We start from the raw sequence: 12,432 nt of genomic DNA on the forward strand, positions 1-12,432 counted from the left end.
GATGAGTGAGGAGATACAGCCGCAGGAATCGACAGCACAAGCCTTATCAGTCTCATCCGGAATAGCTGAACGAGAGCTTGGAGGAGCAGAGCGCGCAGCCGTTCTGCTCTTGGCGCTTGGGCAGGAGTATGGGAAGGCCATTTGGGCTGGGTTGGATGAAATTGAAGTGCGTCAGGTTTCCAGCGCAATGGCGAGCCTGGGTCCTGTTACACCGACCATGCTTGAAGAGCTGTTTGTTGACTTCCTGAAGCGGCTTTCCACCCGTGGTGCGTTGAACGGCAACGTAGACGTTACAGAGCGCCTGCTGAACTCTTTCCTGCCAACTGATCGTGTTGCGATCATTATGGAGGAAATTCGAGGTCCTGCAGGTCGGAACATGTGGGAGAAGCTTTCCAACGTTCCTGAAAACGTTCTGGCAAACTATTTGAAGAATGAGTATCCGCAGACCATTGCAGTGGTTCTTTCCAAAATCCAAAGTGATCATGCGGCTCGCGTTCTTGCGCTGCTGAATGAAGAGCTGGCGCTGGATGTGGTGAACCGTATGCTGCGCATGGAGTCTATTCAGAAGGATATTCTGGAGAAGGTTGAGCAGACATTGCGGGTCGAGTTCATGTCGAACCTGTCTCAGACCAGCCGTCGTGATAGCCACGAGATGATGGCCGACATCTTCAATAATTTCGACAGGCAGACCGAAGGCCGCTTTTTGGCAGCACTGGAAGAAGATAGCCGCGAGTCTGCAGAGCGTATCCGCAATTTGATGTTCACCTTCGAGGACTTGTTGAAACTAGATTCCGCTGCCTGTCAGACCTTGCTTCGCAATGTTGAGAAGGATCAGCTGGCCATGGCTCTCAAAGGAGCTTCTGAAACTGCTGTTGTGTTCTTTACGGCCAACATGTCATCGCGTGCAGCAAAGATGCTTCAGGAGGACATGGAAGGTATGGGACCAGTTCGATTGCACGATGTAGATGAGGCGCAAAGCTCACTTGTACTGAAGGCGAAAGATTTGGCAGCCACTGGTGAAATCAGCATTAACAAGAAGAAAGGAGAGGAAGAGTTTGTCTACTAATCGTTCCTTTTCTTCGCGATCACTGGAGGCTCGCTGATGGTTACTGTGATGCCTCAAGGTGCTGTGCGGCGACGCTTTTTGTTTGATACTAAATCGATCGATGAGGCTGAGGCCGCAGCAACAGTCGAAGACGTCCCTCCGCTGGAGCCTACTATTACAGTTGCTGAGCACAAGCAGCTTTTAAAAGCTGCTGAAGAGGCCGCGTTTGTTCGTGGTGAGATGCAGGCCCGGCAGGCTATTGCCGAGCAGCAGAAGCTGAGTGCGCAGGAAGAGCTGGTGGTGTTGCGGGAGCGACTTGAAGTTGCTCTGGGTGATCTTGAAAGCCAGATCCGCGCTCAAGAGCAGAACCTGGTTTCCATGTGTTTTCTGATTGCGCGCCGTCTTTGCAGTCACCTTATTGCGCGTGAGCCGCTTGCTGAAGTTGTGGCATTGCTTGCTGAATGTCTGGCTCCTTTGCGCAAGATCCCTCAGATTTTGATTGAGGTGCCGACAGAAGATACGCATGCGCTGGAAGACATGGTTGACGGTCTGGTTTTGAACAGCAGCTTTGAAGGCAAGGTGCATGTTGTGAAGTCAGAGAGCATGTCGCGCGGTGATTGCCGGATTGAATGGCCGGATGGTGGAATTATTCGTGATCGTCGCAAGACGGTTGAGCATATTGAACAAGTCATAAAATCTCATTTCGACGCCCGTGAGCGAGCCAGTCGAGCAGCGTGATTTTAGTTTTTGCCTATTACCGTGCTGGCTATGGCGGGTGCGGTATCTGAAAGGTTGATTATGAGCAGTGATGAACAGGGAATGGTGCTGGACCAACACCAGAGTACCCAGCGCGCTGGTGGCCTGGATGAAGAAGGTGCAGGCGGCATTAAGGCAGCTGAGGATTTGGAAGCTGTCTTTGATGTTCCGGTCCAACTGGCTGCTGTGCTCGGGCATACAAAGATGAAGGTTTCCGACCTTTTGCATTTGGATACCGGGATGGTTATGGAACTCGACCGGAAGGTGGGCGAGGCAATCGACGTTTACGTGAATAACAGGCTGATCGCGCGCGGAGAAGTTGTGCTCGTGGAAGATAAGCTTGGTGTCACCATGACTGAAATCATCAAGGCGGATAAGTGATTGTCATGAGGCGTACTGGAAAGGAACTGACATGCGGCTCTTGATCGTTGGGACCCTTGGCGGTCAGCTGACGACCGCAACCAAGATCGCGATGGAGCGGGGGGCATCTGTTACCCATGCGCCTGGCGTTCCTGAGGCCATGAAAGTCTTGCGCTCTGGTCAGGGTGCGGATCTTCTGATGGTTGATGTCAATGAAGATATCGGTCAGCTGGTAGAACTGACAGAACGCGAGCGTATCCATGTGCCACTCGTTGCGTGCGGGTTGGGAACGGATGCGCGCGCGGCTGTGTCTGCCATTCGGGCTGGAGCAAAGGAATACATTCCGCTGCCTCCAGATCCGGAGCTGATTGCTGCTGTGCTGGCGGCTGTTACGGAAGAGCGCGAAGATCTGATCTATCGCGACGCGGCAATGGCAAGTGTGATCAAGCTGGCGGAGCAGGTGGCTCCTTCTGATGCATCGGTTTTGATTACGGGAGAGTCCGGGTCTGGTAAGGAAGTGATTTCTCGCTTCCTGCACAGCAAGTCCAGTCGTGCTGATAAGGCCTTTATCTCCATCAACTGTGCTGCCATTCCTGAGCATCTTCTTGAATCCGAGCTTTTTGGTCATGAAAAGGGTGCCTTTACCGGTGCTGTTGCGCGCCGTGTTGGTAAGTTTGAGGAAGCCAATGGCGGCACCTTGATGCTTGACGAAATTTCTGAAATGGATGTTCGTCTGCAAGCCAAGTTGTTGCGCGCTATTCAGGAGCGGGTGATTGACCGTGTTGGCGGTAGCCGTCCAGTTCCCGTTGATATTCGCATCATCGCGACATCCAACCGCGATTTGGCTGAGGAAGTGCGTAATGGCGGCTTCCGTGAAGATTTGCTGTACCGCTTGAACGTGGTGAACCTGAAGCTGCCAGCGCTGCGAGAGCGGCCAGCAGATATTCTGGAGCTGGCAAGCCACTTCATCGAAATTTATGCCAAGGCGAATGGTACCAAGGCACTGCCAGTTTCTCAGGAAGGCCGTCAACTTCTGTTGGCTAACCAATGGAAAGGAAATGTACGCGAGCTGGAAAATACCATGCACCGCGCTGTTCTTCTTTCCTCTGGTAGCGAGATTGATGCAGACGCTATTCGCATGCCGGATGGGTCCCCAATCGCCATGGGGGTTGGTCAGCAAACGGCTGCGCGGGCAGTCCATGCAGCTGAAGCTGTCTCGCGCGATATGGTCGGGCGTACCGTTGCTGATGTGGAGCGTGATCTCATTTTGGATACGCTGGATCATTGTTTGGGGAACCGTACCCACGCTGCAAAGATCCTTGGTATTTCGATCCGCACGCTTCGCAACAAGTTGAACCTTTACACCAAAGAGGGTGTTGAAGTTCCGGGTCCAGGCGAAGCACGCGCGGGCACTGCAGACGCATAAGAACGGATAGGGCGCGGCGATGTCTGAAGAGACAAATACAAAAGCGGCTCAAGGAGGAAGCGACAGCGTTCCTTCTGCTGCTCGCGTGCCCGGATTAGGTGCTGCTGGTGGTTCAGCCTTTTTCCAAGACCTTTGGGGCGCCATAAAACAAGGCGACCTTGGGCTTGCTGCAGGTGTGATGGTCATCCTTGTGATGCTCATTGTTCCGATGCCTGCGATGCTTCTGGATATGTTCCTTGCGATTTCGATCATCTTTTCCGTGATGATTCTGATGGTGGGGCTATTCATTCAGAAACCGCTGGAATTTTCCGCATTCCCGACTGTGTTGTTGATTGCGACCATGTTGCGATTGTCGTTGAATATGGCCTCAACGCGACTGATTTTGGCGCACGGACATGAAGGGTCTGATGCTGCAGGCAATGTGATTGCGGCCTTTGGTAGCTTTGTGATGGGCGGTAATTTCGTGATCGGGATTATCGTCTTTGCAATCCTTGTGATTGTGAACTTCATCGTTATTACAAAAGGTTCTGGCCGTATCGCAGAAGTTTCTGCCCGCTTTACGCTGGATGCTATGCCCGGTAAGCAGATGGCGATTGATGCGGATTTGGGTGCTGGCCTAATTGATGAAGAGACTGCACGGACCCGTCGTAAAGAGCTGGAATCTGAATCCACCTTCTTCGGCTCCATGGATGGTGCCTCTAAGTTTGTGCGTGGTGATGCCGTTGCCGGTCTGATGATCACGTTCATCAACGTGATTGGCGGTATCGTTATCGGTGTGATGCAGCAGAACCTGACGTTCGCTCAAGCTGCCGAAAACTATACGCTGCTGACGATTGGTGATGGTCTGGTCTCTCAGATCCCGGCACTGATCGTTTCCACTGCTGCTGGTATTCTTGTTTCCAAAGCGGGTGTTGAGGGTGCTGCTGATAAGGCGCTTGTCCGACAGTTTACCGGCTATCCTAAAGCGCTTGGCATGTCTGCGTTTGTGATGGTTGTGCTGTCGTTTTTACCGGGTATGCCGATGTTGCCGTTCCTGGCATTGGCGGGTGCTGCTGGTTATCTGGCGCGCCAAGCAAGTAAGAAGCATGCTATCGAAAAAGCGGTGGAAGTCGCTGCAAAAGTAGAAGCTGAAGTGCCTGAGGAGCCGCAGGAAGCGCCAATTTCCGACAGCCTGAAAATGGATGTGCTGCGGATTGAGCTTGGTTATGCACTGCTGCCAATCATTAATGGGCGTAATAAGCAGGAAACGGATCAGGTTACCGAGCAGATCAAAGCGCTGCGTCGTCAGATTGCCTCTGATATGGGCGTGATCATGCCGTCTGTGCGCATCCTTGATAACATTCAGCTTGGCGCGAATGATTACATGATCAAGGTGAAGGAAGTGGACGCAGGTGGTGGGTCCCTGTTCCCGAACCAGTTTATGGTGATGGATCCTGCTGGTGGGCAGGTTCGCCTGCCGGGGACACATACCACTGAGCCGACCTTTGGTTTGCCTGCGACCTGGGTGGAAGCGCAGTATCGCGAAGAAGCCAATCTGCTTGGGTATACGGTGGTTGATCCTGCAACGGTTATTTCTACGCACCTGACGGAGACCATCAAGTCTCACATCTCTGAGCTGCTCACATACGCAGATGTTCAGGTTCTGTTGAAAAAGCTGGATGAAGAGCAATCCAAGCTGGTGGAAGATATCGTTCCGACCCAGATTTCCATCTCTGGTATTCAGCGTGTGCTGCAGGCTCTGCTGGAAGAGCGCATTTCCATTCGTGATCTGGGAACAATTCTGGAAGGGATTGCGGAGGCGATTGGTTCAACGCGGAACCCGAATGCCATTGCGGAGCATGTTCGTACTCGTCTGGCACGCCAAATCTGCTCTGCCAATCAGGCGCCCGGTGGTTATCTGCCTTTGATCAGCCTGAGCCCTGTATGGGAGTCTGCATTTCTTGAAAGCATCATTGGGGATGGAGATGATCGGCAGTTAGCTATGGCACCTTCCAAGCTGCAGGAGTTCGTTGGTTTGGTTCGTGATGCTTATGATGCGGCGGCCAATCAGGGGGAAGTCCCTGTGCTGTTATGCTCAGCTCAATCACGTCCATTCGTGCGGTCTATTGTTGAGCGGTTTAGAGCGCATACGTTTGTTATGAGCCAGAACGAAGTTCACCCGCGTGCACGCCTGAAAACAGTGGCAAGCATATAGGATCTCAAGTGTTTCGTGAGATTGGGACACTTGCGGCCTTTCTTGCTTCCAGTTACCCAGAGTGAATTGTTTCTTCCGAATTTGAGAGAGCGAGATGGCGCATATTCAACTGGATCTTGATGGATACACAGACTTGCCAGAAGGCAAAGTCGCGACTGTGGTGACGTATCTGGAGATGTTGGAGAAGCCCGCTCTCAAGCCGATTGAGCGGCCTGACCTTACACTGGAACGGGCCGGCGAGATCGACATTACCGAGTATAGAGCCCTCTTTAAACGTGTGGGTGAGCCGTGGCTTTGGTTTGGTCGTTTGGTGATGAATGACGCTGAACTGGAGGCGACACTGAGCAAGCCGACCAATGAGTTTTACTGGGCTATGAAGAACGGTGAGCCTGTGGGAATGCTTGAGTTGAATGTTGCCAAGGAAGATGAAGTCACACTGAGCTATTTCGGGCTAGTGCCAGAAGCTGTTGGTGGTGGTGCTGGCCGCTGGCTGATGAACCACGCGATCAACAAGGCTTTCTCTCGTCCTGAGGTAAAGCGCTTCTGGTTACACACATGCACAGGGGATAGCCCACAGGCGCTGCAATTTTATCTGCGTAGTGGCTTTAAGCCCTTCAAGCGGTCCATTGAGGTTGCTGATGATCCGCGTCTGAATGAGATTCTTGATCGATCCTGCGCTCCTCACATTCCTTTTTTGCCATAGGGCAGAGCAGGTTGAAGGCTAGGAGTATCCGGTAAGCCTGACACACTTGCGCTCGCGCGTACTGCTTGTCTTTTACAACCCTAAATTGTGCAGCGGAAACCCCTCAGGGTCGGTGTTGGAAAAGTGGCCCAAAACGGGACAGTTAATGAGGTTTCATTAGAGTTTTATCTAGGATGTGTTAGTTTCCTTTTACCATGTACCTTGGATTAATCGTGGACGATGTGTGAGGGCTGCACGCAAATCGATTGGTTGTACGTAGGTTGGGGGCGGTTGAAACGGGGTGAGTTCAACCGAATATTCGGGAGCTGCCATGTCAGAGCTACATGACAACGTTGTGCCTCATGAGAAGGTGCGGTCGCTGAGAGATAGTATTCGCAAAGTGCGTGTTGCGGAGATGGAACGGACAGACGTTGTTGTGAGCCTTCAGGAGAGCGAGAAAGCACGCCTTGAATTGCTCAGCGAAGAGCTGATTGATGTGTTCAAGGAAGTTCCTGAAGACGACGACCAGTTTGCCTTCCAGATCGTTCCCGGTACCCAGCCACGCCTATGGATCGACATGACCAGTCATGTGTTGATGGGTCGTGACCGCCATTCCTATCGCTTTGTCAAGGAGACCCGTCTGGGGCGGATGGTTTTGCTTGAGACTGCCGATATTGATGATATGGCGGACTGCATCACCGAATACATTGCAGAGCGAATTATCGAGAAGGAACGTGCGCTGGAAGCAGACTGGATGCTCAATCGCATTCGCCAGCAGGATGTTCCAACTGGTAAGAGGCTGGATCAGCTTAAACAGGAAAATGCAGGCAGAGCTGTTGCGGTCAAACGCAATAAGGCGCGTGACTTCTTTATTCTGATCTGCGGGCTTTTGCTGGGAACTGTTATCGGGGCGGCGGGTCTTGTGGCGCTGGCTTTATATGCGAACCCTTTTGCGGGCTAAGCGCTGTCTTTGTGAGAGGCATCAGTATGCCTCTCTGTCTTTTAATCTGAAAACGAGCCCCACGTCTTAGGTACAGGCTTTACGCTGCTTGCCTTAAGCTGGGTATGGACAGGTCGTGCTGTGCGATGTGATGCACGCCTTCTTCTGCCGTTGTGAAACCGCGTTCTTCCATGATGCATGACCAGCCATCGCCATCTTTTTCAATGGTGAAGAGGTTGTAGCGAGCAGGTGGCTTATGGCCACTCAGACCATTTGATGCGGATGGAACGCAAATCACCGGCACCGGACCTTCTGGTCCGTTGATTTCCATGCGGGTTGCCCTGTGGGTATGGCCATGGAGAACCAACTCTGCGCCATGTTCTGCAATGACATTGCGGAAGCGGCTGGAGCCTACCAGACGCTTGTACCAGGCTGTCGCGTTGCGTACAGGCGGGTGATGCAGCATGACAACGCGGAAATCACCGCGCTCTTTTGCGCGTCGCAAATGGTCTGCCAGCTCGCGCAGCTGATTGCTGCTGATGTGGCCTGTGGCCATGAAAGGGCCAGTTGCTTTGGCAGTAGAGAGGCCAATAATCGTGACGTTGCCTCGTCTGCGCGCAAACGGGAAGTGGGGATCAGTTCCCAGAGGCGGTGTCAGTCCCAAACCCGGGTCGCTTTGCATATACGGACGCCAAGCGCCATAGGCTTGCTTTAAAGCGCCTGGGACATAGGCATCATGATTGCCTGGTGTCAGGGATAAAGTCTCGGGAGAGCCAACAGTTGCGAGCCAGTCTTTGGCTCCAGCAACTTCTTTGGGCAGTGCAATGTTGACCAGGTCTCCGCAAAGCGCGATATGATCCGGCTGCTGCGCGTGAATATCGCGTATCAGTGCATCAAGATAAGAGTTGGTCATTGCATGGGCGCGGTTGCGCCGCCAATTTATGTAGCCAAGAATACGCTTCGAGACCAACTGGACTGGCTGAACGTCCGGCAATGGACCCAGATGTGGGTCAGATATGTGTACAAGCTTAAACATAGCCTGCGCATCATCGCTGCATTGCGCCTGAGGTCAAGGAGTTTTCCTTAATTCTGGGAATTACCCTCAAGCGCCTTTAACAGATCGGCAACGCTGACTTCCAATTTGCCTTAAAGGCAAGAAGACGGACGCAAAACAGCATTGTCGTGGGTGTTTGCAGAGTTGACTGCAGGTGCCCAATGGAAGCGCTTTGTACGACGGAAACGAGCGAGAACTTTAGTAAGCATGACGTGTTACTCCTGCGATCTGGGAAACGCGGATTGGGTGTCTATTATAAGTAGGTGATGGGGCCGCCCTGATTAATTTTTGGGCGTATGCTTATTCTTTGATCTCTTTCTACGCCTATCCTGTGGGTTGTGTAGTGTTAGTTTTGCAAGGGTGGTATGCACTTTTTGCATGAATGATATTTCAGAATATAGTGCTGTTATATCAATGTTTTATATTGATTGTGAGGCCAGACGTGGCAAGCTTAAAGACGCGAATTATCAATATACTGGTGCAATCCGGGGCTCTTTTGAGTCGTGGAATGACGATGGGCGCGCGCGTTGCGGCATTTGATGCTGAAAACCGAGTCCTTCTCGTGCGTCATCAATATCTGCCGGGCTGGTACTTTCCTGGTGGCGGTGTTGATTCCGGGGAGACGATGGCGGAGGCCGCTCGCAGGGAGCTGGCAGAAGAAACGGGGTATGGATGCGGACCATATGTGGCATTGCTTTCCATGCATCTTAACCGTGGTGGAACAGGCCGGGACCATGTAGGCCTCTTTAAGGTGAGCTTGACTGAGCAAGATCAGAACTGGAAAAGACCGGCTCTGGAAATCTCAGATCTACAACTATTTGCGTTGGATGCTTTGCCTGATGATGTGAGCCCGGCGACGCTGCGTCGTCTGCAGGAAATTGCGGGTGAAGCTGAGCCTGATCCCTATTGGTAGTTGTTTTTCAAGGGCCTACGTGCCGGTGGCCTACAACTAACGAATACGCATCTGCACTTAGTTTTGTGCTTTACGACAGAAAATTTGCGTGTTAGTTAGTCAGGTGAAATTATATTTCGTGTGCTCTGGCATGCGATAGACCGAGAAACTGGGGTGTGAGCCTTATGGCTATTTGCTGGGAACAGCGACGACGAATGAACGCGCGGGACTTGCTCTCGCGTGGTGCATCGTGCCGTCCTTCTCTCAGTGTGCTCCCAACATCGGTCTAACTGCCCGAGCCACACGGATCGACGGTCTTCCTCCTTCGATTTGTGGTATGTGACATGATAGTTTCAAAATGGCTGGTGCGGCAGGAAACCCCAGCAGATTTCTCCGAAATTGAGCAGATGCAAGCAGAGGCGTTTGGCCCTGCACGGTTTGAACGGACTGCGTTCAAAATCCGTGAAGGCGTTCAACAAGCTTCTCAGTTATGTTTTGTTGGAGAACTCAACGGCGAGATTGCCGGGTCTGTGAAACTCACTCCCATCATGATTGGCAATAGCCAGAGTATGTTGCTGGGGCCATTGACCGTAAAGGCCGCCTATAAAGGGCAGGGGCTGGGTCGTCTTTTGCTGACGACAGTTACGGCTGAGGCGAAAGCGCAGGGCGTTCAATCCATCCTGCTGGTTGGTGATCATCCATATTATGGGCCTCACGGTTACGAGCAGGTTCCGCATGGACAGATCACTTTGCCGGGACCTGTTGATCCGGACCGGTTGCTTGTTTTGAAGTTACAAGGTGGGCAGATGCCGACTGGCACTGTGGTTGGTGGCTACGTGAAGCCTGCGTTGGTTGCCACAAAGCAGAGTGACAGCCAACTGGTGGACGTGATGCAGGGCTCGCTGGCAATGGCGACTTGAAAAACTGAGCAGGAGAACTAATTCATCCTGTAGATCCCTTTTCCATCTAAGATGTTTTTCTATCGTCCTTCGCGGTACCAAGTGAAGGACAACAGCCCTAACAGCAAGGCAAGGCCGAGGAAGCCGATGAGAAGTGGATAGCGGTCTATGCCATTCAAGATGCTGGCATCTGTTCGTTTGATGCCGATCCAGCCGTTTCCATGATATTGAGCGGATGAACGCTGTGCGATGACATTGGGCAGGGACAAGGATGCGCCGTCGTCACCGCCGATCCGCAAAGCTGTACCACCTGTCTGTTCTGTGATGCCAGAGAGTTTGTCTGCCGTTGAAACCACTTCCAGAAACTCTCTCGGATTTGGCGGGCCGACATTAATCAGTGCTGTATGTGCGCCATCGGTTGCTGAATAAAGGCCGAGTTCTTCCACTTTGACGGAAGCGGTCCAATGTCCTGATGTGTCTTTTATCAGCTCCAGCTGCTCTGTTTTGCCAGAGGGAGTTGTGAGGGTGACCGGATCAACCAGATTTGCAAGGGTTTGCCGTTCTGTAAGCAGATTGGAACCGCGCAAAGACAAGCGCAGGGCTTCTTCTTCAAGATCCGGTTCTTTCATGAGCCAATGCGCTAGCCTGCGCAGAAGCGGGACGTGTGGGCCGCCACCCTCATATCCTCTTGCCCAGAGCCAGACATGGTCGGAGAGCAAGGCGGCAACGCGGCCTTTGCCGACGCGGCTGAGGACGAGCAGAGGCTTGTCGCCCAGCGCAGTCATGATGGGCTGACCTTCTTGCACATTTGCGCCGACGAGGCGGAACCATTTGCTCCACTGCGGTGGGCTTTCGCCTGCACCTGGCAAGTCGCGTGTTACGGGATGGCGCAGGCCGAGCTCTGAGACATTGGCAAAGAAGGGTTCTTCAAAGATCTCACCAGTTGGAGATGCTGGAAGCACGCGGCCCAGCGGTGTTCGGAATATGCTGTTGGCTTCTGCATAATCAGGACCACCTGCAATGAGGACCGCGCCGCCGTCACTGACGTATCGTGCGATGTTGTCGAAGTAGAGCAGGGGCAGGACGCCGCGGCGTTCATAGCGGTCGAAGATGATGAGGTCGAATTCGTCGATTTTGACGGAGAACAGCTCACGGGTTGGAAAAGCGATCAGAGACAGCTGGTTGATTGGGGTTCCGTCCTGCTTTTCCGGTGGGCGCAGAATAGTGAAGTGGACGAGATCCACGGACGCATCTGATTTGAGTAAGTTACGCCATGTGCGCTCGCCTGCATGAGGAGAGCCGGAAACCAGTAGGACGCGGAGATTTTCGCGGACGCCATCAATGGTGACGAGTGCGCGGTTGTTCAGGGGGGTCAGCTCGCCATCGAGTGCTTCCACCTCAAACTCGTAGATATTCTGACCGCCGTGTTCGATCTCAACAGCGATCTCAGCTGGATAGCCTGAAGCGATAAACTGTTTGGACAGGATATCGCCATTGCGGCGCACTATGATTTCAGCGCGATTGCCGAACGGCTGCGGGATTCCTTCCTCAATCAACTCCAGCTGGACAACCTGTATTGAGCTGACCAGACCAAAGCGTGGGGCTTTGGCGACTTTAAGGCGGCGGTCAAACTCGCCTTCTCGGCCTGTGATGAGTGCATGGACCGGAGCGGAGTAGCCGAGTTTTTCAGCTGTGACTGGCACATCGTGTATCTGACCATCGGTGATCACGATGGCTCCAGCTATTCTTTCTGGTGGGACGTCTGCCAGCTCATTGGAGATTGCGGTGAAGGCGCGGGTGCCATCGCCGCTTTCCATGGAGGTATCATTGAGGGACACTTGGCGTAAATCAATGCCATCGAGGGCTTTAAGTTGATTGACGATACCCTCTCGTGCAGCCTCGGTCAGCTCTGCACGGTTCTCCAGCTGTTGGCTTTGACTGTTGTCGGAGACGACGACAACGGTACTTGGCAGGTACTCCCGATCCTCTCGTAAGACTGCTGGGTTGAGCAGGGCCAGAACCAGCAGAGCCAAGGCGGTGGAACGGATCAGAGCACCGCGCATGCCGACGAAGAGAAGGTAGGCACAGACCAGAGCTATGATCACTCCAAGCGCGATTATTGCCGGAAGGGGCAAAAGCGGGTCGATGGAAAGAGACCATGTCATGTGTGTAATTATGCTCCGC

The 12,432-nt window shown here is 52.9% G+C and carries 11 protein-coding genes; 9 read left to right on the forward strand and 2 right to left on the reverse strand.

The annotated features are described in order from the left end of the window. Position 1 precedes the first annotated feature (1 nt). The 7 genes from PsWM33_RS10850 to PsWM33_RS10880 all read left to right on the forward strand — a co-directional run bounded on the left by PsWM33_RS10850 (position 2) and on the right by PsWM33_RS10880 (position 7,424). Positions 2–1,066 carry a flagellar motor switch protein FliG gene (locus PsWM33_RS10850; protein WP_057463631.1) on the forward strand — a complete coding sequence of 355 codons (1,065 nt, stop codon included), beginning with the start codon at positions 2–4 and terminating at the stop codon, positions 1,064–1,066. A 36-nt stretch (positions 1,067–1,102) separates the two neighbouring features. Then, positions 1,103–1,783 carry a FliH/SctL family protein gene (locus PsWM33_RS10855; RefSeq protein ID WP_063300213.1) on the forward strand — a complete coding sequence of 227 codons (681 nt, stop codon included), beginning with the start codon at positions 1,103–1,105 and terminating at the stop codon, positions 1,781–1,783. Positions 1,784–1,843: 60 nt separating this feature from the next. Further along, on the forward strand, positions 1,844–2,182 hold the full coding sequence (gene fliN, locus PsWM33_RS10860; protein WP_153039854.1) for a flagellar motor switch protein FliN: 339 nt from the start codon (positions 1,844–1,846) through the stop codon (positions 2,180–2,182). A 31-nt stretch (positions 2,183–2,213) separates the two neighbouring features. Then, positions 2,214–3,587 carry a sigma-54-dependent transcriptional regulator FlbD gene (gene flbD / locus PsWM33_RS10865; protein WP_063300214.1) on the forward strand — a complete coding sequence of 458 codons (1,374 nt, stop codon included), beginning with the start codon at positions 2,214–2,216 and terminating at the stop codon, positions 3,585–3,587. A gap of 19 nt (positions 3,588–3,606) precedes the next feature. Further along, positions 3,607–5,781, forward strand: a complete 2,175-nt coding sequence (flhA, locus tag PsWM33_RS10870; protein ID WP_063300215.1) for a flagellar biosynthesis protein FlhA — start codon at positions 3,607–3,609, stop codon at positions 5,779–5,781. A gap of 94 nt (positions 5,782–5,875) precedes the next feature. Then, positions 5,876–6,484: a GNAT family N-acetyltransferase gene (locus PsWM33_RS10875; RefSeq protein WP_063298349.1), complete on the forward strand. Its 609-nt coding sequence runs from the start codon at positions 5,876–5,878 to the stop codon at positions 6,482–6,484. A 310-nt stretch (positions 6,485–6,794) separates the two neighbouring features. Then, positions 6,795–7,424, forward strand: coding sequence for a hypothetical protein (locus PsWM33_RS10880; RefSeq protein ID WP_063298348.1), 630 nt, complete (start codon positions 6,795–6,797; stop codon positions 7,422–7,424). A 79-nt stretch (positions 7,425–7,503) separates the two neighbouring features. Here PsWM33_RS10880 and PsWM33_RS10885 read toward each other — a convergent pair whose 3' ends face one another. Then, entirely contained in the window at positions 7,504–8,439 is a 936-nt protein-coding gene (locus PsWM33_RS10885) for a metallophosphoesterase family protein (protein ID WP_082826969.1), read from the reverse strand. A 526-nt stretch (positions 8,440–8,965) separates the two neighbouring features. On the opposite strand from PsWM33_RS10885, the gene PsWM33_RS10890 reads away from it, so the two are divergent. After that, the gene (locus PsWM33_RS10890; protein ID WP_063300216.1) at positions 8,966–9,370 is read left to right on the forward strand and encodes an NUDIX domain-containing protein; all 405 of its coding nucleotides are present in this window, start codon (positions 8,966–8,968) and stop codon (positions 9,368–9,370) included. A 323-nt stretch (positions 9,371–9,693) separates the two neighbouring features. Then, the gene (locus tag PsWM33_RS10895) at positions 9,694–10,269 is read left to right on the forward strand and encodes a GNAT family N-acetyltransferase (RefSeq protein WP_063300217.1); all 576 of its coding nucleotides are present in this window, start codon (positions 9,694–9,696) and stop codon (positions 10,267–10,269) included. A gap of 59 nt (positions 10,270–10,328) precedes the next feature. On the opposite strand, the gene PsWM33_RS10900 is transcribed toward PsWM33_RS10895, so the two are convergent. Next, on the reverse strand, positions 10,329–12,413 hold the full coding sequence (locus PsWM33_RS10900) for a hypothetical protein (RefSeq protein WP_063300218.1): 2,085 nt from the start codon (positions 12,411–12,413) through the stop codon (positions 10,329–10,331). Positions 12,414–12,432 lie beyond the last annotated feature (19 nt).

This window comes from Pseudovibrio sp. WM33, from assembly GCF_001623165.1.
Lineage (GTDB): Bacteria > Pseudomonadota > Alphaproteobacteria > Rhizobiales > Stappiaceae > Pseudovibrio.